We start from the raw sequence: 24,483 nt of genomic DNA, 5'->3' as shown, positions 1-24,483 counted from the left end.
GGAGGGGCTGATGCTGCGCTATATGCTCCGCCGCCTCCTGGGTATGATCCCGACGCTGTTCGTCATTTCGTTGCTGATCTTCTTGATCATCGAGTTGCCGCCGGGCGACTACCTCAGCAATCAGATCGCCGCCTTGCGCGCTGCCGGCGAGGGGGCGAGTGCCGACAAGATCGCCTTCCTTCGAACCGAATTTGCGCTCGATCGTCCGTTTCTCGAGCGCTATTTCATCTGGATCGGCCTCTGGCCGGGCCCCACGGGCTTCTCCGGTCTTCTGCAAGGTGATTGGGGCTGGTCGTTTGAATATAACGCTCCCGTCGAGACCGTTATCGGCCCGGCTTTGCCGCTCACCATTATCTTGAATTTCGCGACGATCCTTTTCGTCTATGCGGTGTCGCTGCCGATCGGCGTCTATTCAGCCATGAAGCAATATTCATTCGGGGATTATTTTTTTACGTTTCTTGGCTATGTCGGCCTTGCGACGCCTAATTTTCTCTTGGGGCTCGTTCTTCTCTACTATTCCAATGTCTGGTTCGGCATGTCGATCGGCGGCCTTATGGATCCCGTCTATGTCGACGCGCCTTGGTCGCTCGCTAAGGTCGGCTCACTGCTGTCGCATCTGATCGTGCCGACAATCGTCATCGGCACGGCCGGAACCGCCGGGATGATCCGACGGCTGCGGGCGAACCTTCTCGACGAACTCGACAAGCAATATGTGCAAACCGCTCGCGCCAAGGGCCTGTCGGAGGAACGCCTCGTCGCAAAATATCCGCTCAGGATGGCGCTCAACCCCTTTGTCGCCGATATCGGCAATCTCATTCCTTCACTTGTTTCCGGCTCGGTGATCGTCTCCGTGGTGCTCAATCTGCCCACCGTCGGGCCGATCCTCCTTGATGCGCTGCAGTCACAGGACCAGTTCCTGGCAGGCTTTATCCTTCTCTTCGTCGCGATCCTCACTTTGATCGGCATGCTCGTCTCTGACGTCCTGCTCGCCGTGCTCGATCCCAGGATTCGGCTTGGTGGGGCCGCCCGCAAATGAAGAAGCGGCCATCTTCCGAGGGCGAAGTTTTTCCGCGCTACGTCGATCAGGCGCCCTTTGATCCGTCTGTGGCCGAAATTCTGACGCCCGAACAGGAGCGGTTTTATGCAGCCTCTGCCGCCCGCATCATGTGGTGGAAATTCCGCCGCCACCGTCTCGCCGTCCTCGCAAGCTTCGTTCTCCTGATCTTCTATCTAACGGTGCCGTTCGCGGAGGCGATCGCGCCCTATGCGCCCAATACACGGCATATCGATTACCTCTATGCGCCTCCCCAGGGAGTGCATCTCTTTCACGACGGACGGCTCATCGGCCCCTATGTTCATCCATACGTTGCCAAGGTCGATCTCGATCGTCTGCGTTGGGAATACACCCGCGCTCCTGAGGAGGTGCAGAAGCTGCGCGTCTTCTGCCAGGGCGAACCTTACCATTTCTGGGGCCTGTTTCCTGCGCGCTTTCATCTCGTTTGCCCGCCAGTGGGCGGAACGCTCTTCCTCGCCGGCACCGACCGCCTCGGACGCGACGTCTTCTCGGGTCTCGTCTATGGCGCCCGCATTTCTCTGACCGTCGGGCTCGTCGGCGTTGCGATCTCTATGCTGCTCGGCGTCGTCATCGGCGGAGCAGCTGGCTATTTTGGCGGCTGGGTCGATGCCGCATCCCAGCGTGTGATCGAGATTCTTCGGTCGCTGCCGGAGCTCCCGCTGTGGATGGCTCTGTCCGCGGCGCTCCCCGTCACCTGGAGCCCGATCTTCATTTATTTCGGCATTACCATCATTCTGGGGCTTCTCGACTGGCCGGGCCTGGCGCGCGCCGTGCGCTCAAAACTCTTGGCGCTGCGCGAGGAGGAATATGCCAAGGCAGCAGTTCTCATGGGCGCCTCGCCCACTCGCGTCATCGGCCGCCATCTCGTCCCGGGCTTCATGAGCCATTTGATCGCCAGCGCCACTTTGTCGATCCCGTCGATGATTTTGGGCGAAACGGCTCTCTCCTTTCTCAATCTTGGACTGCGACGCCCGATCATCTCCTGGGGGGTGATGCTCAACGAGGCGCAGTCCGTGACGATCATCACCGTTTATCCATGGCTCGTCGCGCCAGTGGTGCCGGTCATCATCGTCGTGCTAGCATTCTCTTTCTTTGGAGATGGTTTGCGGGATGCGGCGGACCCATACAAATAGTCCTGGGCCGGGCGCGGCAAACACAGAGAGAAAGGCGCGGGACGGCGGTCTCGATCGCAATTTCTTCCGCTATATCTGGCGCTATTCCAGGCGCCAACAGCTCGTCATTCTGGCGATTACGCTGGTTTCCTTCCCGATCCTCTATGTCACGCTGGAGCTTCCCAAGACGATCGTCAATCAGGCGATCGGCGGCACGAACTTCCCCAAAATCGTATTCGGGAGAGAGTTCGATCAGATCGAATATCTGATCCTTCTCTCCTTGGGCTTTCTCTTGGCTGTAGGGCTCAACGGCGTCGTCAAATACGTGATGAACGTCTATAAGGGGCTTGCTGGCGAGCGCACCTTGAGACGCCTGCGCTACCAGCTTTTCGAGCGCGTTCTGCGCTTTCGCCTGCCGCATTTTTCGCGCGCTTCGTCGGGCGAGATCATTGCCATGATCGCTTCTGAGGTGCAGCCGCTCGGCGGCTTCATTGCAGATGCCATCGCTGTGCCGATCTTCCAGGGCGGTACGCTCCTCGTCTATCTCTCCTTCATCTTCATGCAGGATCCGCTCCTCGGCGCGGCTGCCGTCTCGCTCTACCCCTTTCAGGGATGGCTCATTCCGCGCCTGCAGAAGCGTGTGAACATGCTGGCGCGCGAGCGTGTGCGCAATCTGCGTGAATTGTCGGAGGATGTCGGCGCCTCTATCGCCGGCATTCGCGATATCCACGCCAACAACACAGCCGCTTATCATCTTGCCGAATTCACCAATCGGCTGCAGAGAAATTTCGACATCCGCTACGAAATATTCAAGCGGAAATTTATGATCAAGTTCATCAACAATCTGATGAACCAGATCACCCCGTTTTTCTTCTATTCCGTTGGCGGCTATCTGGTGATCAAGGGCGAGATTTCCTTCGGTGCGCTGGTCGCAGTCCTTGCTGCCTACAAGGACCTGGCTTCGCCCTGGAAAGAGCTTCTCGATTATTATCAGAGTTTTGCCGACACCCAGGTGAAGTATGTCGCCGTCGTCGAGCAGTTTGATCCGCCCGACCTTTATCCGGTGGAGCGCCTGCACGCCGACCCGGAAATCGATTTTTCAGCTGCGCAAAGCCTCGTTCTCACCCATGTCTCCTATTCGGGTGAGGGAGCCGGGCAGGAAGTGAACGACGTTTCGGCGGAAATTCCGCTCGGTGAAAAGCTCGCGGTGCTCGGTTCTGAAGCGAGCGGACGCACACAGCTTCTGATGATGATGGCGGGCCTTCTGTCGCCCACCGCGGGGCGCATCGAGATTGGTGGATATAACCTTGAGACGCTGCCTCAGTCTGTGCTCGGCCGGCGTGTCGCCTACGCCTCGGCGCACCCTTACATTCTCAACGATACGATTCGCTTCAATCTGGTTTATGGGCTGCTGCATCGCCCGATTGCGCCCTCCGACGGCGTTGACGAGGCCCTTCTGAGAACCCGTCTCGCCGAAGCCAAACTGACAGGTAACGCGTCCTACGAGTATCTGAGCTCATGGGAAGATCTGGCCGAAGCAGGGGTCGGTTCAGTGGAAGAACTCGACCACCGCATCATTGAGAACATCGAAGCCTTCGGCATGAGTGACGAGGTTTATCGCCTCGGCCTCCAGGCGCGTTTGCCGGAGGGGCTCGGCGAGGAGGCCCGCGAGCGTATTCTTTCGGCTCGCAATATGATCGCGGAGAAAGTGACGGCGGGTGGTGCCAAAGCGGATTTCGTCGAGTTTTGGCGCGAAGACAGCTTCAATCGCAGCGCCACACTGGCGGAGAATCTGCTCTTTGGGGTGCCGCGCGACCCTGGCGTGACAACCCGCGAGTTGGCTGACGTTCCGGCCTTTCGCGAGGCTGTAAGAGAGGCAGGGCTCGAGGATGTTTTGGTGGCCGCGGGCCGTGATCTTGCGGCCGCCATGGTCGAGCTCTTTTCGAATGTCAGCGGACAGAGCGATGCTCTGGCGAATTACTCCTTCATTCCGATGGACGAGTTACCGGAAGTCGCGCCGGTTCTGCGACGGGCTAAAGATGGGATCGGCCGTTTAAAGCCGCGCGACCGCGCCCGACTGTTGGGTTACGCGCTGCAACTTGTCCCGGCGAAGCATCGGCTAGGTATCGTCACTCCTGAACTTGAGGCTCGCGTTGTCTCCGCCCGCCCTGACCTCGTGAGAGCACTGCGGCGCAAAGCGCCGGGTGCCTTCCATTTCTTCTCGCGAGAATCCTTCAACGAGGCTCTGACGGTGGAACAGAACCTCCTCTTCGGGCACTTGCGCGCCGATCGCAGGAAAAGTCGCGAGCAGGCGGAAGCTGTCATTGCCGATGCCGTCGAGCGCTTCGAGCTCCGTTCACTTATTCTGCGGGCTGGGCTTGATTTCCGCGTCGGTATCGGCGGATCGCGTCTGTCCTCCCTGCAGCGGGTCAAGATCGGATTGCTTCGCGGGCTCATGCGTCGTCCGGAGATCCTCGTTGTGGACGATCTTTTCAAAGGCAATGGCGAGGAGGGCGAAGATGCGCGTCTGGGCAAGCTCTTGCAGATGATAGAAGGCCGCACGGTGATCGTCGGAATGACGGGAATGTCCCTCTTAGATCAATTCGATCATTGCCTTAGCTTGCGTGGTGGCGCAATTCTTGCGGACGAGCGGCCTCCGTCACGCTCTCGGCCCGGAGCCCGCAGCCAGAGCGAAGACGACCCAGATGCGGTCGCCGCCGAATGATGAGGAACGCGCGGTCATGAGCATGGACGAGGAAGTCAGGGCCCTTTCGCGGGTGCCGATTTTCGCTAACGTCGATGTCGCGAAATTGAAGCTTCTCGCTTTTATCAGCGAGCGCGTGGTCTTCCACCCCGGAGAGGTCTTGTGCCGGCAGGGCGAGGAAGGCGACACGGCGTTCATTATTCTGTCCGGGGATTGTGATGTGCTCGTCGATACCGGTCAGGGGCGGAAGAAAATTGCCGAGCTTGGCAGCACGGACATTGTCGGCGAGATTGCCGTCTTGTTTGAGGTGCCGCGCACGGCGACGGTTGTCGCGACGCACACGACCGAGGCCCTGGCTTTGTCGCGCGATCAGATGTTCTCGCTGCTTCGGGAATTTCCGGATGTGGCCTTCGACATCATGCGTGTGCTCGCCCATCGCCTGGAGCGCACGACGCAGGATCTCGCAGAACTGAGGGGGCGGCTGGCAGGCGAAGCGGTGTAAAAATGGAAAACCATACGGGGCTTTCGATCCGTTTCTGGGGCGTGCGGGGCTCTTATGTGGTGCCGGGCGCCAAGACCGTGCGCTATGGCGGCAATACGTCATGCATGGAAATCAAGGCAGGCGGGCAAAGCCTCGTTGTCGATTGTGGGAGCGGTGTGCACGACCTCGGCGAAGCTTTCCTGAGGGCGGGAAAACGTCGAACGACCGTGCTTTTTACTCATACCCACCTCGATCACATTTGCGGTCTGCCTTTCTTCAGACCGGCATACTGCAGGGATTTCGAGGTCCGTTTCGTCGCGGGGCATCTTCTCGCGGATATCAAGCTTCGTGACATCTTTGAACGCTTGATGGATCCCGTTCTCTTCCCGGTTCAGCCGGTCGTGTTCAAAGATTGCGCGTTTCACGATCTGAGTGTTGGAGAGGAATTGGTTTTCGCGGACGGCCTGCGTGTGACCAGTGAGTGTCTCAATCACCCGGGGGGTGCGCTGGGTTACCGCTTCGACTATCGCGGCTCTTCCATCGCCATCATCACCGATCATGAACACGGCGACCAGGGTAAGGACGAGGCCGTGGAGCGTTTCGTCCGCGGTTGCGATATCATGGTCTACGATGCCACATACACGGCCGCGGAGTACCGAGACCACGTTGGTTGGGGGCATTCCACCTGGCAGGAGGGGGTGGCGCTTGCGCGCCGAGCCGGAGTCTCCCGGCCCGTGATGTTCCATCACCATCCAGAGCGCTCGGATGACGCCCTTGACCTTCTGCGTGCGCAGATGCGGAAGGTTTGTCCGGCTGCAGAAATCGCCTGCGAAGGTATGGTGCTTCATGCTGGGGAGGTGACGGCGCCGGTTGGATGAGCCGAACAATGAAGGCACTCCCGCCTGGCCTCAAACGGCGGATCGACGAACTCGATGAACGGGCCGAGATCCGCATTGGCTGGGCGCAGCTGGCTCTCATCGTCTTTTTCGGTTCGGCTTACGCATTTCTGCCCCGTGCGGAAGGCTCGGCAGGCTTCAACTTCGTGCCATACGCCCTTGCTTCCTACGCCGTGTTCACTGTCCTCCGGCTTGGTTTGGCTTACCGGCGCCGGCTTGGAACTTGGCTGATCGTCGCCTCGATCATCTTTGATGTGGCACTCCTAACGGCAATCATCTTCTCGTATCATGTTCAATATGACGAACCCGCGGCCTTCGTGCTCAAGTCGCCGACAGTTCTCTATTTCTTCCTTTTTATCGCACCGCGAGCGCTGCGCTTTGATCCGACCTTTCTTATCTTGACGGGGGCACTTGCGGTCGCAAGCTGGGTGTCTCTCGTCATCTATGCGATCTATTTTGACCCGGATTTCGCGGGGATCACCCGCAATTACGTGGAATACACCAACGGCTCGAAAGTTCTCGTGGGGGCCGAGCTCGACAAAATCATCGTCATCTCCGCCACCACCTTCCTGCTCGCCTATGTCTTAATGCGTTCCCGCGCACTTCTCGTTTCGGCGGTTCGCGACCACGTGATTGCCGGAAATCTTTCTCGTTTCTTCGCTCCGGAGATTGCCCGCAATGTTGGTGAACAGGAGCCGACGGAACTCGTGTCGGGCGTAGCGACGACGCGTGATATCGCTGCACTCTTTATCGATATTCGTGGCTTCACCGCCCTGGCGGAGGCAATGCAGCCCTCAGACGTGATGGCGCTTCTGACGGGCTACCAGAGTGCGATGGCGACCGTTATTGGTCGCTTTAACGGCCATATCGACAAATATCTGGGTGACGGCATTCTGGCGACTTTCGGTGCGGTGGATGTTTCTCCATGTTACGCGGCCGATGCGCTTCACGCTGCATTTAGCGTCTATGCCGCGGTCGATGCCTTGAATGAAGAGATGGCAAGGGAGGGGCGTGCTGTTCGCCTGCGGGTCGGCTGTGCAGTTGCCGCCGGATCCGCTCTTGTCGGCGTTGTTGGTGGTGGGGAGCGGCTTGAACACACCGTCATCGGCGTGCCGGTCAATCTGGCGGCCAAACTGGAAGATGCCAATCGCGTCGAGGGCACTGCCGGGCTTACCACAAGATCGACGCTCAAACTCGCCAAGCGCCAGGGCTTCGTGACGCCGCAACGCCTTGAACTCCGCAGAAAGCGGCAAGTTGCCGGCCTATCGGGGCGCGTCGACCTAATCGTTCTGAAAAGCGCGCCGGCGAGCACAGAGACGGTCCCGACTACGGCTTTGTCGTAAAGGGGAATGGCCTCTCGCATGCCGCAACTTCGCTGGGAACCTCACTTGTCTGCCGAATAGCGGCGCTTTAACCTCCGATGCATGAGCTGGTGGTCGGCGGCACTAATGAGAGAATGGTTCAAATCGCGCGGACGAGAGCTGCTGCCGCCTGGAGACAGGCTGTGAGCGGCCATGTCGTTTTGGCTGGAGGTGCCTCAGGCATTGGGCTCGCCACCGCCCGGCTTCTCGCTCACAGCGGCTTCCAAGTCAGCGTGCTTGATGCCAGCCGCGATTCCCTTGCCGGGGCCGATGCCGAACTCCGGGGCGGAGATGCCCTTCTTCTGGAAGCCGATATCACCGACGAAGACGCTGTCGAGGAGGCGCTAGACGAGGCGGAGGAGACTTTTGGCCCACCGGTGGGGCTTGTTAACTCGGCCGGATTTGCCCGCGACCTTTCCTTTGAAGCGACTGATGCGGAAGGTTTTCGCGAGGCGCTCGAAATCAATCTCACGGGGTCTTTCATAACCGCCAAGGCCGTCGTGTTGCGCATGGTCGATGGAGGGGCGGTCGTCAATGTCTCCTCGGTGTCTGGACTGAGGGGCTTCCCGGGGCGCATCGCCGACGCCGCAGCCAAGGGCGGCCTTATTGCGATGACGCAGGCGATGGCGGCAGAACTTGGCCCCAAAGGTATTCGCGTCAACGCCGTTGCTGCCGGTGCCATCGATACGCCTCATGTCCATCATTTGCACGATGCAGAGATGCGCAGATTGTGGCGCGACCACATTCCTCAGCGCCGCTACGGGGAGCCTGCAGAGGTCGCGGCCGCCGTCCACTTTCTGTTGTCGGAGGCGGGCGGCTACATCAACGGCCATGTCCTTTGTGTCGACGGCGGCTTTCTGGCTGCTGGTATTCTGCGTCCCGATTAGGCCGTGAGCTGAACTATGGAAGATCCCATTCTCGTTGAAGTGACGCGCGGCGGGCGCGTCGAAAGCCGTCACCGTGGTGCATTCGTGGTGTGTGATGCGCAGGGAAGCATGCGCGCCTGCGCTGGTGATGTCGAGCAGGCTGTGTTTCCGCGCTCGGCGGTGAAGGCGCTGCAAGCCTTGCCGTTGGTGGAGACGGGGGCGGCAGATGCCTATGGCTTCGGGCCAGCGGAGCTGGCGCTTGCTCAGGCCTCACATGGTGGAGAGCCCGCCCATGTGGCGCTCGCCCGCGCCATGCTGGACCGCTGCGGCCTGACGGAGGCGGCGCTGTTGTGCGGTCCGCAATGGCCGAGCCACGAGGAATCGATGCTGCATCTCGCCGCGAGCGGCGGCATGCCGAGCCCCCTTCACAACAATTGCTCTGGCAAACATGCCGGCATGCTCGCAGTCGCTGTGGGTTGTGGCTTTGATCCCGCCGGATACGTGGAGCCTGATCATCCCGTCCAGCATCTTGTCCGCGAAGCCTTGGAAGGCGTGACGGGCGTCGCCCATCCCGTAGAGCGGTCGGGCATCGATGGCTGTTCATTGCCGACCTATGCCGTGCCTTTACGCGCCCTCGCGCATGGCTTTGCCCGTTTCGGCACCGGTGCAGGTCTGTCGCCCGAGCGCGCCGCCGCGGCCGAGGCGCTCTTTGCCGCCGCCACCGAGCATCCCTGGTACGTCGCCGGGACCGGCCGTTTCTGTACTCTTTCCATGCAGGCACTCGGCGGGCGTGCGCTCGTCAAGACAGGTGCAGAAGGCGTCTTTTGCGCGGCTTTGCCTGAAGTCGGCCTCGGTATTGCTCTCAAGGTCGATGACGGTGCGACACGCGCCTCAGAAGCCGTGATGGCGGAGATTCTGGCCCGCCTCGTGCCGGGATGTGCGGCCTCATTCGCGCCTTGGCGTCCTCGAGAGCTCGTCAATCGCCGCTTGATTCCGACGGGCCATGTGGGCGTGATCGAAGAAGCTTTCGCGGGTCTCAGCTGAGCCGCTTTTCCGCGCCGCGGGATATCTCAAAGTGCCGGGCGTTGCGGAAGATCGTCGGCGTCTGCCAGTTCTTCGGTGACTGCACACCCTCTTGCGCTGGGGCGATCGGACCACGCAATTCCGCCGGGGCCTCACCGTGCGGTCCGGGACAGAGAGTCGCGGGAAGGACGGCGAGGGCTGTGAGGAGCAGCCGGTGAGAGAAAGACAGCTTTTTCATCTGCGCGATTATGACCCAAGATGTCCCGCGCCAGTCACTTTTGGTTAAGATAAAGTTAATGCAAAGCCGCAAGTTCGCGACGTTGCCTGTGTGCTCGGAGCTTGAGGAGAATCTCATCGCAGCAGGCGCACCATCGCCTCTTCGGCCGCGGCGGCCGCGCTCTGTCCGCCGTCTCTGACCGTATCTTCGAGCCTTGTGATCTCGTCTTCGAAGCCCGCCAGGACACGTTCGCGGATGCGCTCGTCGAGAATGGCGTGAAACCAGATCACGGCCTGCCGCCTGCGCCGCGCGGCGAGGCTGCCGGTTGTCTCACCTTGTTTGCAGAAGCTGTTGATCGTCTGCCAGAGCTCGTCGAGCCCTTCATTGGCAAGCCCCGAAATTGCCAGTACCGGAACAACCCAGCCATCCGGCCTTGCCCCGAGAATGCGCAAAGCCGACTGCAGATCGCCTGCCGCCTCGCGGGCGCGCGCGGCATTTGTTCCCTCCGCCTTGTTGACGGCAAGGATGTCGGCAATCTCTACGACGCCCTTCTTCAGCCCTTGCAATTCGTCCCCCGAGCCGGGCAGGGCGAGAGCCACGAAGACATCGACCATGTCGGCCACGGTCGTTTCTGACTGGCCGACGCCCACCGTCTCCACAATGATGACGTCAAATCCAGCTGCCTCGCAGACGAGCATGGCTTCGCGCGTGCGGGCTGCAACGCCGCCGAGTGTGCCGCCGGTCGGCGAGGGACGGATGAAAGCGTTCGTGTCCTGCGCCAGCCGGCCCATGCGGGTCTTGTCGCCGAGAATCGAGCCGCCGGTGCGCGTCGAGGTCGGATCGACGGCAAGGACGGCGACCTTGTGGCCCGCTGTGGTCAGATTGCTGCCGAAAGTGTCGATGAGGGTCGACTTTCCGGCGCCCGGTGAGCCCGTCATGCCGATACGGATACTGCGCCCGGTTTTTGGCCGGAGTTCTTCGATGAGCAGCGCTGCCTCGCGACGATGGTCCTCACGCCGAGATTCGACAAGCGTGATGGCGCGCCCGAGTGCCCGCCGTTCGCCGGCAACGACGGCCTGTGCAAGAGTTTTGATCGCTTCGGTCTGGTTCTTGTGCCCCATGGTGCTGTGGTAGCTGCCGGGCAGACATGGGTCCATGCCCTCGCGGATGTCTTACCCGTTACTCCACCAAAACCGCGGTGCCGGAGGCCGAGACCATCATCATGCCGCCGCGATCGCCGATTGAAATTGTTTCATAGTCGATGTCGATGCCGATGATCGCATTGCTGCCGAGTGCCCGGGCTTCCGCCTGCATTTCGGCAAGCGCTGTTTCGCGCGCTTCGCGCAGAGCGTTCTCGTATGCTCCGGCACGTCCGCCGACAATGTCCCGGATGCCGGCAAAGAAGTCACGAAAGACGTTTGTTCCAAGGATGGCTTCGCCGGTAACGACTCCGAAATATTCGCGGATGCGACGGCCCTCGATTGTGGGCGTGGTGGTGACGAGCATATCGGGCTCCTTCAAGCGACGACCGCAATTTGCCGTAAGCGCTGCCCGCTGAGAAGCCCGTGTTTCCCTGGTGTGGGAGGTGACCCGGATTCGTTCCAATTCAGAGTTTCGTCGAAAGACAACGTTCACGCTTGCAAATGCTGTGTCTATACAATCATAAATTGCAATAGTAGCCTAAGAACGTCGCCTGGGAGATGCGGCGACCACAGGTTCGGACCTGTAAAACGGAGGATAAAATGGCTGAATATTCAATCACTGTTGAAATGGACCAGAATACCGTCAAGGCCCTTAAGGATTCCGGGTACTATATGTATGGCTTCAAAGCTGTGCGCGGGCAATCCTCAGGTATGCCGACGGTCTGGTTCTCGAGTCAGAACTTCCTCACCGACACAACGCTAACCTGGGAGGAGAACTACCAGGCCTATATCTCGAACGATCAAATCGAATCGAACGTCGTGATCCACGCCTCGGCTAAAGCCGACATCGATCTCGGCCAGACGATGAATGTCGACAATGTCGGCAATGTCAGCGTGACCGGCGAGGGGACCGCCGGCGCGATCTCGATCATGAACAATTCGACGACGCAGTACACCTGCGGCATGTCTCAGCAGAACCCGAGTGGCGACTATACGACCCTGTGCGCCTTCCCGCTCTACGGCAATGGGCTCGATCTGATCGTGCCGATCGAGACGGTGCTGCTCATGTTCGCCACCAAGCCGGTCAAGACCGCGACGGTGATTGCCCAGGCCTTCGCACAGGGCGCCCTGATCGACCTGACCGGTGTGAGCTCGCGCTCGCTGACCTTCGACATCAACAAGGGCTGGGATGCGTCGAGCGCGACGTGGATGAAGAAGATCGCAGCCAACAGCCCCCTGCAGCCTCTCCTGATCCTCCCCCAGGTCAGCGAGAGCAAGGCCGCCAGACGGCTGGTTGCAGCTGCCGCTTGAGCTTCTGTGGCATTTCGCGACAGCTTGGCGGACTGCGATCGGGAGGGGGCGATTGCGCCCCTTCCTTTTTCTCCTGCGAAGCTGAGATTCTCGCCTGGTTGCCAGGTGCCGGGCTTTCTAAGCGGATAATGGCATGGCCTCGCGTAACGTCACCATCGAACTTGATAACGCGACGCTCTCCCAGCTGAGCAAGCAGGGTGCCCGGCTTTACGTGCTCCGTGCCGTGACCTCGGCCGATAGAACCGGCCAACCCACGGTCTGGTACACGAATTCGGCGCTTCTCGCGTCCAACTACGTCAGCTGGGACGCGACCTATGAAGCCTATATCTCGACCGATCCGCTGACCGCCTACGAGGTGGTTCGTCCCCAATCGAAAACCAAGATCGCGCCCTCGCAGGTGGCGGTCATCTCGGAGCCGGGCACGCTCACCACCCAGACCGGCGATCTTGAGGGGCGGTTCCAGATCGAGAATTCGAGCAAGACGGCCTACACTTGCGGCATCATCGGGGATTCCGCTGTCGGCGGCAATTATTGCGCCTTTCACGTCACGGTCGGTGGCCTCGTTGTCATCACGCCGACCGACAAAGTGTTCTTCATGTTTGCGTCTCAGAAGTTCGATGTCGGGACGATCATCTTGCAATCGTTTGGTGCGGGAATCGTTGTCGATGTACCTTCTGGGAATACAAATCTGAATTTCAATATTAACTCAGGATGGAGCGTGGATACGTCTACAAACTTCGAGTTGGTCGCTGCCGGAGAAAAACTTCAAGAAAAGTTAATCATTCCAAGTCAAATGATATTTGCTAGTCAGATGCAGAATTGAAGTATAGATGAAAAAATTATTGTCACATAGGAGAAATAGAATATAATGGATGTTGCAAGTTAAATTGCAGGATGAAGGAGATGCGGAAATGAAAAAATATGTTGTTTCCGGCTTTGCCGCTCTCGCGATGTTGGCCGCGATGGCTGCGCCAGCGGTTTCCAGCGAGACTCAAACCAACGGTTCGACACAGGTGGTGACGGAAGCGTTGAAGAAGCTCGCCCAGGCCGACGATGCGAGTGCCTGCGCCAACATCCCGACGAGCGAACTCGGCCGGTGCACGCTCGACAATCCGCCGGAGGTCCTCAACAATCTCAATTGCCCGGCCTGTTGTGCGCACCGCAATGCGCTGACGTGGATCTCTGCCAACCACAACGTGGCCTGCCAATGAGATAGGCAGCTGAGCACGGCTGCTTCGCTGCTTGAAACCCGGAGGCGGCGGCACCTGCGTCGCCGCTTCTACTCTTGCCCAAATCTGTCCCCTTGCTGCGTGAGCGCGACAGCGATGCTCGGCGTTGCCGGCAGGAGCGGCGTGAGCGTCGCCTGATAGGCGTGATAGAGATCTGGCTTGCCTTCGTAGATACGCTCACTGTCGCGCCCTTCGGCATCGACTTCGTTGAGCCATCCGCCGCGTTCGCGGTCAATCATGGCAAGGTCGATATAATCCCAAAGACGTCGGTACCATTCGCCATAGATTTTTCGCCCCGTCCGCTTGAAGAGCGTGGCCGCGGCAGTGATCGCTTCCGCGTGCACCCAATGAGCGCGTTCGGGGACGCTGGGCCTGCCGTTCCAATCAAGCGTGTAGACGAGGCCTGGCCGTTCATCGGCCGCCCATCCGAGATGCATCGCGGTCTCAAACAGAGCAATGGCATCCTCCAGGAGCCAGCTGGGCGGCGTCTCTCCATGGGCTAGAAGTGCTGCTTCCAGCTTGAGAAGCAGATGCGACCATTCCAGAGAATGTCCCGGCGTCGTGCCATAGGGGCGGAGATCGTCTTCCGGTTTGTCGCGATTGTAATCGCGCAAGATCTGCCAGTTTCGGTCGAAATGCTCTGGGATGCAGTAATCATTGGCGCGTGCATGGTCGTGGATCAGGCGTTCGGCGATGCGAACCCCGCGCTCGCGCCATTTCGGTGCATCGAGGGCGTCCGCAAGCGCGAGGCACATTTCCAGGGAATGCATGTTGCTGTTGGCGCCGCGATAGTCCTCTTCGTTGCCCCAGTCTGAGGCGAAGCTCTCTCGCATCGCGCCTTCCACGTCGTCCCAGAAATGCGTCTCGATCACGTCGATCGCCTCGTCGAGCAGCCGTTTCGCAGCCGGTCGCTTTGCGACGAACGCTGTCGAGGCTGCGAGCGCCACAAAGGCATGCGCGTAGGCCTGCTTGCGTCTTGGGGCGCCAGCATCCGGGTCCCGCAGCCACCAGCCGCCGTTTTCGCCGTCACGTAACGGCCCCGATGCGAGCGAGGCCAGGCCGTGATCGACGAGCGGAATGCATCCGGGAAGGCCTTGCAGCATGCCGAGCCCATAAGAATGCACCATGCGCGCAGTCACGATGGTTTCGGCGACCGGCTTATCCGGAAGGCGTCCATCGAGATCGAGCGCAGCAAACCCGTGGGCGACAAGCGACGGCTTGGAAAAGTCGAGAAGTCTGCGACCTTGCGTTCCGAGCCAAGCCTGGTGCTGGCGTTGGACGAGCCAGTTGCCCGGCTCCGGTCCGAAAAGTGCAAGAGGATCAAGCATTGACGATCATGCCGCCGTTCACGTGGATCGTCTGACCGGTAATGTAGGAGCCGTCTTCGCTTGCCAGATAAACGAAGGCGGGGCCGACTTCAGAAGGCTGGCCGATCCGGCCCATTGGCGTATCCTTACCCATCTCGGGCATGCTCTGCGGATCCACGCGACCCCAGCTGGCGGGCTGAATGGGCGTCCAGATTGGGCCTGGCGCAACCTGGTTGACCCGCACGCCTTGTTTGGCGACTTGCTTGGCCAGAGCCCGGGTAAAACCGGATATGGCCCCCTTGGTGCTCGAATAGGCGAGGAGATCTTGGTCTCCTAGAAAGCCATTGACGGAGGCGCAGCTGATGATCGAGCTGCCCTTGCTGAGATGCGGCACTGCGGCCCGGCTCAGATAAAAGATCGAATGAATGTTGACGTCGAAATGCCAGTTCCAGTCGGCATCGGAGATCTCGGTCACATCCTTGGCCACTTTCTGAATGCCGGCGATCGGTACCAGAATGTCGAGGCCGCCGAAGGCGGCAACAGTCTTTTCGACCGCCTGCTGACAGAAACCCGGATCCCGCAGATCACCTTCAATCGCTATGGCGCGCGTCCCCTCTGCCTCGATCCGGCGGATCGCTTCTCGCCCGTCATCGGCTTCTTCCGGCAGGTAGACGATGGCGACATCCGCTCCTTCGCGAGCAAAATGCAGTGCCACGGCGCGGCCGATGCCGCTGTCGCCGCCGGTAATGAGCGCGCGCTTCCCGGCAAGGCGTCCGGCTCCTTTGTAGCTGTCTCGGATATGTTCGGCCGGCGGCGTGAGTTCGCTCTCGCGGCCCGGCATGCGGTCTTGGCTTTGCGGTGGGATCTCGGTCAAGGGATCGTCCTCCGTTGTTTATGGGATCAATAACGCAACGGAGAAATGCCGAGCCCGTTGCATGATCGCTGTCATGCTGGGCGATATCTGCTGGGTCGACGCGCGTGGGCGCCCGACTTGGTTTTCAAGAGGCTTGCGGGGCGGCGGGAAGCCGCCCGCAGTACCTCTTCAGATCCGAGATCTTACTCAGCCGCTTCCTGACTGTGATAGCCACGCCGATGATTGAGCTCGTCCAAAAGCTTCGCCGCCGATTCCGCAATCACGGTTCCGGGAGGGAAAATCGCCGAAGCTCCGGCCTTCTTCAGCGCCTCGAAATCCTGCGGAGGGATCACGCCGCCGACGACGATCATGATGTCTTCAGCCCCCTCGCGATCAAGCGCCTGCCGCAGCGCCGGTACGAGCGAGAGATGGCCCGCTGCAAGAGACGAGACGCCGACGACATGCACGTCGTTTTCGACCGCCTGACGCGCCACTTCGTCCGGCGTGGAGAAGAGAGGGCCGACATCGACATCGAAACCGAGATCCGCGAAGGCCGACGCGATCACTTTCTGGCCCCGGTCATGCCCGTCCTGACCCATCTTGGCGACGAGGACGCGCGGTCTCCTTCCGTCGGCGCGTTCGAACTCGGCCGTCATTTTTAAGACTTTTTCGACCGCTTGATTCATCGAGCCGACCTCGCGTTTGTAGACGCCCGACAAGGTCTTTACCTCGGCCATATGGCGGCCGAAGACCTTCTCCATGGCGTCGGAGATTTCGCCGACCGTGGCGCGTGCCCTCGCGGCCTCGATGCTAAGGGCGAGGAGATTGCCTTCGCCGCTTTCGGCCGCTTTGGTCAAATTGGCGAGGGTTTCCTGAAGTTTCGCCGGATCGCGCTCCGCCTTGAGGCGGGTGAGTTTGTCGATCTGCTCGCGCCGCACGGCCTCGATGTCGACCTTGAGGACATCGATCTCCGGCTCTTCGTCGCTTGGGTAGAGATTGACGCCGATGACGGCCTGCTTGCCGGAATCGATGCGCGCCTGCGTTTTCGCGGCGGCTTCTTCGATGCGGAGCTTCGGCAGGCCAGCCTCAATGGCCTTGGTCATGCCGCCGCGGGCTTCGACCTCTTCGATATGGGAAAGGGCGCGCCGTGCGAGATCGTCGGTCAGTTTCTCGATCGCGAACGAGCCGCCCCACGGGTCGATCGTATCGGCGGTGCCGGATTCAAGCGCGAGGATGAGCTGGGTGTTGCGGGCGATGCGGGCGGAGAAATCCGTTGGCAGCGCAAGGGCTTCGTCGAGTGAATTCGTATGAAGACTTTGCGTGCCGCCTTGCGTTGCTGCCATCGCCTCGATCGCCGTGCGCGCGACATTGTTGAAGACGTCCTGCGCGGTCAGCGACCAGCCGGAGGTCTGGCAGTGGGTGCGCAGCGACAGCGAGCGCGCATCGGAGGGAGAAAAATTCTCCTTGATCAGCTTCGCCCAGAGGAGGCGGGCGGCCCTAAGCTTTGCCACCTCCATGTAAAAATTCATCCCGATGCCGAAGAAGAAGGAGAGCCGCGGTGCGAATTTGTCGACGTCGAGCCCGGCTTTGACGCCGGCGCGCACATATTCGATGCCGTCGGCGAGCGTGTAGGCGAGCTCAAGATCTGCCGTCGCCCCGGCTTCCTGGATATGGTATCCGGAAATCGAAATGGAGTTGAATCGCGGCATATTCTCCGCAGTATAGGAGAAAATATCAGAAATGATGCGCAGAGACGGGGTCGGCGGATAAATATAGGTGTTGCGGACCATGAACTCTTTCAGAATGTCATTCTGGATGGTTCCTGAAAGATCCTTCTGCGCAACACCCCGTTCTTCCGCCGCGACGATGTATAATGCCATCACCGGCAGGACGGCGCCGTTCATCGTCATCGACACGCTCATCTTGTCGAGCGGGATGCCGTCGAAGAGTTCCTGCATGTCGAGAATGGAATCGATGGCCACGCCCGCCATGCCGACATCGCCGGAAACGCGTGGATGATCAGAGTCATAGCCACGATGGGTGGCGAGGTCGAAGGCGACCGAAAGGCCCTTCTGACCGGCGGCGAGATTGCGGCGGTAGAAGGCATTCGATTCCTTCGCCGTGGAGAAGCCGGCATATTGGCGGATGGTCCACGGTTTCTGGACGTACATGGTCGGGTAGGGGCCGCGGAGATAGGGCGCGATACCCGGATAAGTCTCTAGAAAATCGACGTTTTCGACGTCGGACGCGCCCGGGCGGGGGGTGAGCGTGATCTCTTCCGGCGCGGTCCAGGAGCCCTGTTCGTGAGTTTTCGGCGCGGTTTCGGGCTTTTGCCAGGCGATCTGGCGAAAATCGGGAAGCGGGCTCATGCCGACACCTTTTTGTTGGCCGTCAGGGCCGTGATTTCAGCCGCATACAGCGGCGTGAGAAGACCGGATTGTTGTGGAATTTGAGAGGCTTCCACGGCAATCTCCGGCTCCTTCGGATTGGGGTAGAGCGTCGCCCCGACAAAGGGCGAGGCGCCGTCCGAGATCTTTTCAAGCAGCGCCTTGCGCGCCTCCGCGATGCGCCCGGTAAAAGCCTGATCGACAAGGCTTTTCAGGATTCCGCCCTCGGATTCGATCGCCTGAAATTCTGCCCAGCTTTTCTCACAAAGGGCGTCCGTGAGGGCTTCGACGGCGCCGGAGCCGGCGGTGGGATCATCAAGATGATGTATGCCGGATTCCGCCATCAACAAATGCTGGATGTTGCGGGCATAACGGCGCGCGGCGCGGTCGGGCAGCCCGTGGGCGGAAGAAAACCCAAGCACGCCAAGGGTTTGTGCCCCGCCGGCGGCCGCCGAAAAGGCCGCGATCGTGGTGCGGATGAGGTTGTTGTGCGCGTCCGCCGCCATCATCATGCGCGACGCCGTCTCGCCGTGAAGGCACGGGGAAAAGTCCGACACACCGCAGACTTCGCCGAGCCGGCGGGTGAGAAGCGACACAGCGCGGAATTTGCCGATGGTGGCGAACTGGTCGTGCCCGGCCGCGAGCGTAACGCCGATTTTCGGCAGGACTTCGCCGGGCGAAAGCCCTTCGGCCGCAAGACCGCGAACAAGGCCCGCGATCGTCGCCACGACGGCGGCAAGCTCCTGCGCCTCGCTCGCGCCGGCGGAATGATAGATGCGTCCGTCCGCTTCGAAGACCGGACCGGCAAAGCCGGCTGTCTCGAGTTCTTTCAAAAGAACAGCGAGAGCGGAAAAATCGACCGACGAAATATCCCCGCCGAAACGGGCGATGCGGCCGATCGGATCGATGCCGAAGGCGATGGAGCACTCGGCCGGGGAGAAGTTTTTCTGGGCGATGAGCGCTGCGACACGGCGCGCGGTTTGAACCGCGTCGGCACCCGGTTCGAGACGAAGATGAATGGCCGGGAGCTCGACGCCCTCGAGCGCGGTCGCGATCGCCTCCTCGCTCTCCGGCAGACCGAAGCCGGCGGCGGACGGCGCCCCCGCGAAGATGAGGGCGAGCCCATCGGCGCCGCCCGACAGATCGGCAAGCGCCTGGCGCGAGGCGGCGGCCGGTTCGGGATGGTCGATGCGCTGCACGATCCGCCACGGCCCGCTGCGTGAGGCGATCGGCGCGGCATCGGCGGCGCGGGGATAAAGCGGCTCGATCGCGATGCCGTCGCGGGTCTCTGAGCGCAGCGAGGCAAACTCCGCGCCCTTCAGCGCCTTGTCGGCGAGCGTGCGCCAGTCTTCGGCGGCGGGCTGCGGAAAGATGTTGAGCGGCGGGCGCTGCTGCCCGGTTCCTGATGCCCCTGTTCCGGGCGAAGAGGCCTCAGATGAACGGCTCGATGACATGACAAATCCTCCCGGCCTTTTTGGTTTGGCCGTTTTACTCTTGGGCGAAGCGAGGGGGCAAGACAGGCGGGGATTTCGCCCGCACATCGACGCCGCTTTCGCCACACCGCTTTTGGCTGGCGTCTTACCGGCTCGAAAGCCTGGCGCCCATTCGCCAATAGTCGTTGCCGCTCAAGCGCCTCGGGGGCGGGGGGTGAGGGAAGGGCGCGCATGGCGCGAAAACGTGGCGGAGTGCGCGCGCGTCGGGCGCGCGGCCAGGCGGACCCTCAATAGGTCATCATCACGGGCAGGCTTTTGGCTTCCTCGACCCAGCCGGCGACGCGCTTTTCGCTCGGCAGAAGCTGCACCATCGGCCGCGCCGCGTTCGCCTCCTGCATGCGCTTGACGAGATTGGCGACGTTGCGCCGTTTCAATTCCTTGACGGTGTCGACGCCCGCTGCTTCGAGGAGCTCCGAATATTCCTCCGCCACGCCGCGAATGCGCATGAGATCGGCCATATTGGCGAGGCGCAGGATGAATTTTTCCGAGATGCCGGTTTCCTGGGCGAGCATCCGCCGCCCCTTCGGCGTCGACGCACGCTCCAGGAGTTTTGCGGTCGTGCGAACGCGCACGCGCTTCAACGCGGCGCATTCTTCAGGCGACAGGCATTCCATGGCGGAGATGGAATAGGACGGCACGCTCTTCCTCCAGCAGCCCCCCTCTGCCATCATTTAGACGCATTTTCGCCCGCAACGCCAGCGCCGAGATCACGTGGGTGTGAGCGGCCCCCGGTCGCGGCTCGGATGACGGCCTGGACGACGGCCCGGACGACGGCCCCGTGGCCGGCCCGAGCGACGAGCCCGAACGCAGGTGTTTGAAGGTCCGGCTTTAGAGAAACTGGGAAAGCCCCGGCGTGCCGCGCACCAGTCTGTCGGTCGTTTCCGTGCCGACCTTTTCGCGGGCAAAGCCAAAGATTTCCTCGCCCAGCGTCTGGATCTGGCCGATGTCGAGGCCGAGCCCCTGAAGGGCGCCCAGAATTTCCATGATGCCGCCGCCCATCAGCCCGCCGAGGCCGCCGAGCGTCACCGCATCCTGATCGGGCGTCGGCCCGACATAGTCTTCCGCCCCGTCGATCGCCGCGACGAGTTTTGCCATTTCCGCCTCGGGGCCCTCCCGGTTGAGGAAGGAGAACACGGCGCGGATGGCGGATTGCGCCGTCTCCGCGTCGACACCAAGGGCGCGCCTGACGCGCTGAACGAGCTCTTCCATGAGGGTCTTCCCGCGAGGTTTCGGCGAGGGGTTATGGCCGCGGGGAGGAGGGGAGGCAAGGGGGAGGGCAAAGTGGCCAGCTCCGGAGCGCGGAACCGGATCTCTGAAATTTTTTGATTCGTTCATCCATCTTGGCTGGCGGAGTCATTTCGGAGGTGACGTGGCTGCGCTTTGTTTTTCTCAAACCTTTTTCTTGAGGTTCGCGGGAGATCTGTTCAATCGGCCATTCTACGTAGTTTTCTGACCAGAAATTATGTATAATTCTTAGAGTTAATTTACCAGCCTTAGGTGGCCGCGAGGCGGCGTAGTCGGTACTGTCTGCGAGGCCGACGGTACGCCAACGGTCGCGAGACCAAACAACAGTCTCGCAAGCTCCGTCCCGGGCAAGTAAAGAAGCTCCGACAACCTGGCTAATCCCAGGCGTTCGTCTCGACGAACCTCGCTTAGCACTTTCTGCCATATCTGGGATTGCTCCCGTCGAATTGGCGAAGGCTCTTCAGTCCGCCAGCCACGCCTAGAGATCTCGACAAATATCTGCTGGTAGTTCCATTTGGTAAGGAGGCCAAGCTCGTGCAGTCGGTAAGCCATGGCAGCCACAGATACAGACCACTCCTGCTTCAGCTGCACTACTTTTGGAAGTCCGGAAACGCGCCCCACAGCTCGGAGCGGCGCCTCTGGCATCAAGAAGGCTGCTGCGAACTCATTAGCCTGCTTCTCTGCCTCCAAGCCGTTTGGCGCCGCATGCTTGTGTAATACTAGGTGCCCGAGCTCATGCGCAGCGTCGAAACGGCTTCGCTCAGCCGATTTTTGGGTGTTTAAAAACACATAAGGTCGTGCATCACGCCAGAGCGAGTAGGCATCGATCTCTTTGCCGTCTTCCCCAAGGGAGAAGACTCGAACACCTTTTAGCTCCAGCAAATGAACCATGTTCTTGATGGGTTTGTTGCCCAAGCGCCAATAGTCTCGGAGCCCAGCTGCCGCAGTCTGAGGTAACTCTTCTCGCATGTCGGGTAGGTCGGCCTCGGGCAGGTCAAACTCGCTTTCTAGCCAATCCGACAGAAGAAATGCTACAGCCCCAGCGGCGATCGCACGATCCCGCTGCCTAGCGGTCATTTTACTCATAGACCGAAAACTCACACCTTCCGCCCGAGGTATGTCTAGGTCTTCCGCTATGAAAAACTCCTGTGGAAACCCCAGTACCTGCTCAAATTTTCTGACTACGTCGTCGCTTGGAAGGTACTCTCCAGCCTCATAGCCGGTCACAGTACGAGGTTCGATGCCAACTCTCGACGCGAGTTCTCGCATCGTCAACCCGGCGCGCTGACGAGCGACTTTCAGTCGCGAATTGTTGAACATTTATGCGGCCTTACGCTTCACCGGCACGTCGATATCGGGCGTGTCATCTATGTTCTGCGGCACGCCGCCGTCCGCACTAGGTATGGGGATGTAAATACGTTCGGCCCAACCTGTTACCATCTGGTCGTCGAACTCTGAGGGAAGGGAGAGCTCAGCCCGGCACTGTTCGTCATCTATGTTTATAAGCAGCATGTATGTCTTGTAGTTGAGTATGTTTGCGGCTCGCCGGAGATCATATTCCACTGTGTCAGGAAAAAGGTCACCCTCTAAACTGTTCTTCAGCACGGCCGCCTCAGTAAAGAGGCCCTTTAGTGACTTAGTTTTTGGCATGCCCGGCGACCTGCAGGTGAGGTCGTCAGCGCTCGCCACTACAATGTTAATCTCACTCGAATCGTTGATTACCAAAGAGTAATTGCTCGGGTCGTCTTTGCGCCAACCAAGGGGCACCAATTCGTCCCTCAGAGTGCGTACTACCATTCTCCATGCCTCAGTGCCGGGTATGAAAGGTGGATCATTGTCCGTGCAATTCAACCGAGCCACGTGACCGGCCAGGACAGCCTTTATCAAAGCCTCCACAGAGATGCCGAGTTCCATCAGACGGCGGCGAGCGTCGTGAGGGTGCTGGTAGAGTGCGGTGCTCGCGCCAATGTTCATGAGAGAAGCTCACTTCATTTTCCGGACCTTCTAGCAGGTAGAAAAAATGAAGTCCAGCTCGAGCGTCGTGTCTTGTATGATACGCCATCCGTGTGGACTCCCTTCGGCCTCGCCTAACAAAGAGTTCAAGCTCGTCGAAGCGCTTATGGAGTGCGCTTAATCGGCTTCTCTTAGGCCAATAAGATCGCCGATTCGCTCTCCGAACTCCTTCTCACCCGGTTGTTTGCGGCCACCCTCTCCCCCCCCATAGTGTTTTGGGGGGGGCGAGGGTTGGGCCGTGCCGCGGGCTGATGGCGGGCTCGACAATCGGCGCCACCCCTCACCCGCCGCTGCGCGGCGACCTCTCCAGCCTGTGTTCCTTTGGGGGGAGAGGAACAGGCCGTGCCGCGGGCGAGGCGGTGGCTTGACTCGTGCTTTCCTGGTTTGTCGTGACCTATGCCGAGCTCCGGTTGCGGCCGACGGATGGGTGAGGGCGTGTGTTCGGGCACGGCGGAGTTCCCCTCCCCCTTGCGGGGAGGGGTTAGGGGAGGGGTGTCGGCGGCTTTTGCGCGTTTGGCGCGGCCGTGCCCCGAGCTGGCTCGGAGTTGCCCCTCACCCGGCTGCCTTTGGCAGCCACCCTCTCCCCGGAAGGGGGCGAGGGTAGGCCGTGCCTTAGGCTGATGGCGTGCTCGCCAATCGGCGCCACCCCTCACCCGCCGCTGCGCGGCGACCTCTCCAGCCTGTGTTCCTTTGGGGGGAGAGGAACAGGCCGTGCCGCGGGATGGGCCGTGCCGTGAGTGCGGCGCCGTGGAGCGACGCGCTTTCTCTTTTGCGCTTCCTTGCGTGTCGGCTTAGGCCGTCCCGCCTTATCCCCTCTTTCTCCCCCCGCGCGTGAACCTCAATGCGCTCAGGGCGTTGGCCTCTCACGAGTGGACCAAAAACGTGGGAAACGGCATGTCGGAGACAGCGGAAAGAGTGGCCCCGGAGAGAGGGGCGCAGGGCCGGGCGCCTGAGAGTGGAATGCCGGCGAACGCCAACGGGCAGGGGCGTGCGAGCGGGGCGAAGGAGGCTGCCGTTTATCGCATGGTGATGGAGGAGCATGTCTGCCCCTATGGCATCAAGGCGAAGGATCTGCTCGAACGCGAAGGGTTTGCGGTCGACGATCACTGGCTCGAAACCCGCGCGGAGACCGACGCCTTTCAGCGCGAGCATGATGTTGAGACGACGCCGCAGATCTTCATCGCGGGCCGCCGCATCGGCGGCTATGACGAATTGCGCGAGCATTTCGGCCAGCATGTGACGAAGGAAGGCGAGACGAGTTACCGGCCGGTGATCGCCATCTTCTCCGTCGCCTTTTTGATGGCGCTCGCCGTCAGCTTTGCCGCCTTCGGCACCATCTTTACCGTGCGCGCGCTCGAATGGTTCATCGCCATTTCGATGTGCCTGTTGGCGGTGCAGAAGCTGCAGGACGTGGAGAGCTTTTCCACCATGTTCCTGAACTACGATCTCCTGGCGCCGAAATATGTGCGCTACGCCTACTTTTATCCCTTCGGCGAGGCGGCGGCCGGGATCTTGATGATCGCCGGGGCGCTCACCTTCATTTCCGCGCCGATCGCGCTCTTCATCGGCGGGGTGGGGGCGGCCTCCGTCTTCAAGGCCGTTTATATCGACAAGCGGGAGCTGAAATGCGCCTGCGTGGGCGGCGGCAGCAATGTGCCGCTCGGCTTCGTGTCGCTGACGGAGAACCTGATGATGATCGCGATGGGGATCTGGATGCCCTACCGGATGCTGGTTCTGGGCTGGTGATCGGCGCACGGCTTTTCTGCGG

Annotated in this window: 22 protein-coding genes; 12 read left to right on the top strand and 10 right to left on the bottom strand. The window is 60.7% G+C overall.

The genetic code is table 11. The features are described 5' to 3' along the window. Positions 1–10: 10 nt before the first annotated feature. The 8 genes from NYQ83_RS06330 to NYQ83_RS06295 all read left to right on the top strand — a co-directional run bounded on the left by NYQ83_RS06330 (position 11) and on the right by NYQ83_RS06295 (position 9,539). Positions 11–1,036, top strand: coding sequence for an ABC transporter permease (locus tag NYQ83_RS06330; protein ID WP_261213379.1), 1,026 nt, complete (start codon positions 11–13; stop codon positions 1,034–1,036). Further along, entirely contained in the window at positions 1,033–2,208 is a 1,176-nt protein-coding gene (locus NYQ83_RS06325) for an ABC transporter permease (RefSeq protein WP_261213377.1), read from the top strand. The genes NYQ83_RS06330 and NYQ83_RS06325 overlap by 4 nt, the downstream gene beginning before the upstream one ends. Continuing rightward, positions 2,186–4,912 (top strand): ABC transporter transmembrane domain-containing protein, encoded by a 2,727-nt coding sequence (locus NYQ83_RS06320; RefSeq protein ID WP_261213375.1) that lies wholly within the window; start codon positions 2,186–2,188, stop codon positions 4,910–4,912. The genes NYQ83_RS06325 and NYQ83_RS06320 overlap by 23 nt, the downstream gene beginning before the upstream one ends. 16 nt (positions 4,913–4,928) lie before the next feature. Further along, positions 4,929–5,393, top strand: coding sequence for a Crp/Fnr family transcriptional regulator (locus tag NYQ83_RS06315; RefSeq protein WP_128292497.1), 465 nt, complete (start codon positions 4,929–4,931; stop codon positions 5,391–5,393). 2 nt (positions 5,394–5,395) lie between these two features. Beyond that, positions 5,396–6,250, top strand: a complete 855-nt coding sequence (locus NYQ83_RS06310; RefSeq protein WP_261213372.1) for an MBL fold metallo-hydrolase — start codon at positions 5,396–5,398, stop codon at positions 6,248–6,250. 8 nt (positions 6,251–6,258) lie between these two features. Next, positions 6,259–7,611, top strand: coding sequence for an adenylate/guanylate cyclase domain-containing protein (locus NYQ83_RS06305; RefSeq protein ID WP_261213370.1), 1,353 nt, complete (start codon positions 6,259–6,261; stop codon positions 7,609–7,611). 161 nt (positions 7,612–7,772) lie between these two features. Further along, positions 7,773–8,516, top strand: coding sequence for an SDR family NAD(P)-dependent oxidoreductase (locus NYQ83_RS06300; protein WP_246008483.1), 744 nt, complete (start codon positions 7,773–7,775; stop codon positions 8,514–8,516). A gap of 15 nt (positions 8,517–8,531) precedes the next feature. Beyond that, positions 8,532–9,539, top strand: coding sequence for an asparaginase (locus NYQ83_RS06295; protein WP_261213368.1), 1,008 nt, complete (start codon positions 8,532–8,534; stop codon positions 9,537–9,539). A gap of 330 nt (positions 9,540–9,869) precedes the next feature. Here the strand turns inward: NYQ83_RS06295 and meaB are convergent, their stop codons facing one another. Further along, positions 9,870–10,856, bottom strand: a complete 987-nt coding sequence (gene meaB / locus NYQ83_RS06290; RefSeq protein ID WP_261213973.1) for a methylmalonyl Co-A mutase-associated GTPase MeaB — start codon at positions 10,854–10,856, stop codon at positions 9,870–9,872. A gap of 58 nt (positions 10,857–10,914) precedes the next feature. Further along, positions 10,915–11,241: a heavy metal-binding domain-containing protein gene (locus NYQ83_RS06285; RefSeq protein WP_261213366.1), complete on the bottom strand. Its 327-nt coding sequence runs from the start codon at positions 11,239–11,241 to the stop codon at positions 10,915–10,917. Positions 11,242–11,477: 236 nt separating this feature from the next. Between NYQ83_RS06285 and NYQ83_RS06280 the strand changes: the two genes are divergently transcribed. From NYQ83_RS06280 to NYQ83_RS06270, 3 genes are all read left to right on the top strand, one after another. Next, a complete protein-coding gene (locus NYQ83_RS06280) occupies positions 11,478–12,188 on the top strand; it encodes a hypothetical protein (protein ID WP_234630460.1) in 711 nt (236 codons plus the stop codon). 133 nt (positions 12,189–12,321) lie between these two features. Then, positions 12,322–13,011, top strand: a complete 690-nt coding sequence (locus NYQ83_RS06275) for a hypothetical protein (protein ID WP_261213363.1) — start codon at positions 12,322–12,324, stop codon at positions 13,009–13,011. Between the two features lie 88 nt (positions 13,012–13,099). Further along, positions 13,100–13,399, top strand: a complete 300-nt coding sequence (locus NYQ83_RS06270) for a hypothetical protein (protein WP_261213361.1) — start codon at positions 13,100–13,102, stop codon at positions 13,397–13,399. Between the two features lie 68 nt (positions 13,400–13,467). Here the strand turns inward: NYQ83_RS06270 and NYQ83_RS06265 are convergent, their stop codons facing one another. The 8 genes from NYQ83_RS06265 to NYQ83_RS06230 form a co-directional block, all read right to left on the bottom strand. Beyond that, positions 13,468–14,745, bottom strand: a complete 1,278-nt coding sequence (locus tag NYQ83_RS06265) for an AGE family epimerase/isomerase (RefSeq protein ID WP_261213360.1) — start codon at positions 14,743–14,745, stop codon at positions 13,468–13,470. After that, positions 14,738–15,598, bottom strand: coding sequence for an SDR family oxidoreductase (locus NYQ83_RS06260; RefSeq protein ID WP_261213358.1), 861 nt, complete (start codon positions 15,596–15,598; stop codon positions 14,738–14,740). Before NYQ83_RS06260 ends, NYQ83_RS06265 begins: the two co-directional genes overlap by 8 nt. Positions 15,599–15,780: 182 nt before the next feature. After that, entirely contained in the window at positions 15,781–17,946 is a 2,166-nt protein-coding gene (gene scpA, locus NYQ83_RS06255; protein WP_261213355.1) for a methylmalonyl-CoA mutase, read from the bottom strand. Beyond that, on the bottom strand, positions 17,943–19,418 hold the full coding sequence (locus tag NYQ83_RS06250) for a methylmalonyl-CoA mutase family protein (protein WP_261213353.1): 1,476 nt from the start codon (positions 19,416–19,418) through the stop codon (positions 17,943–17,945). The genes scpA and NYQ83_RS06250 overlap by 4 nt, the downstream gene beginning before the upstream one ends. A 266-nt stretch (positions 19,419–19,684) precedes the next feature. Further along, positions 19,685–20,095, bottom strand: coding sequence for a DUF4332 domain-containing protein (locus NYQ83_RS06245; protein WP_307152890.1), 411 nt, complete (start codon positions 20,093–20,095; stop codon positions 19,685–19,687). 190 nt (positions 20,096–20,285) lie between these two features. Beyond that, on the bottom strand, positions 20,286–20,792 hold the full coding sequence (locus tag NYQ83_RS06240) for a DUF2267 domain-containing protein (RefSeq protein WP_261213351.1): 507 nt from the start codon (positions 20,790–20,792) through the stop codon (positions 20,286–20,288). Positions 20,793–20,936: 144 nt separating this feature from the next. After that, positions 20,937–22,022: an ImmA/IrrE family metallo-endopeptidase gene (locus NYQ83_RS06235; RefSeq protein ID WP_261213349.1), complete on the bottom strand. Its 1,086-nt coding sequence runs from the start codon at positions 22,020–22,022 to the stop codon at positions 20,937–20,939. Further along, positions 22,023–22,676 (bottom strand): hypothetical protein, encoded by a 654-nt coding sequence (locus NYQ83_RS06230; protein WP_261213348.1) that lies wholly within the window; start codon positions 22,674–22,676, stop codon positions 22,023–22,025. A gap of 999 nt (positions 22,677–23,675) precedes the next feature. Between NYQ83_RS06230 and NYQ83_RS06225 the strand changes: the two genes are divergently transcribed. Continuing rightward, positions 23,676–24,461, top strand: coding sequence for a MauE/DoxX family redox-associated membrane protein (locus tag NYQ83_RS06225; RefSeq protein WP_261213346.1), 786 nt, complete (start codon positions 23,676–23,678; stop codon positions 24,459–24,461). Positions 24,462–24,483: the final 22 nt, after the last annotated feature.

This window comes from Afifella sp. JA880 (assembly GCF_025379905.1).
Taxonomy (GTDB): Bacteria; Pseudomonadota; Alphaproteobacteria; order Rhizobiales; family Afifellaceae; genus Afifella; species Afifella aestuarii.
This window is presented reverse-complemented; position numbering and strand designations above follow the sequence as displayed.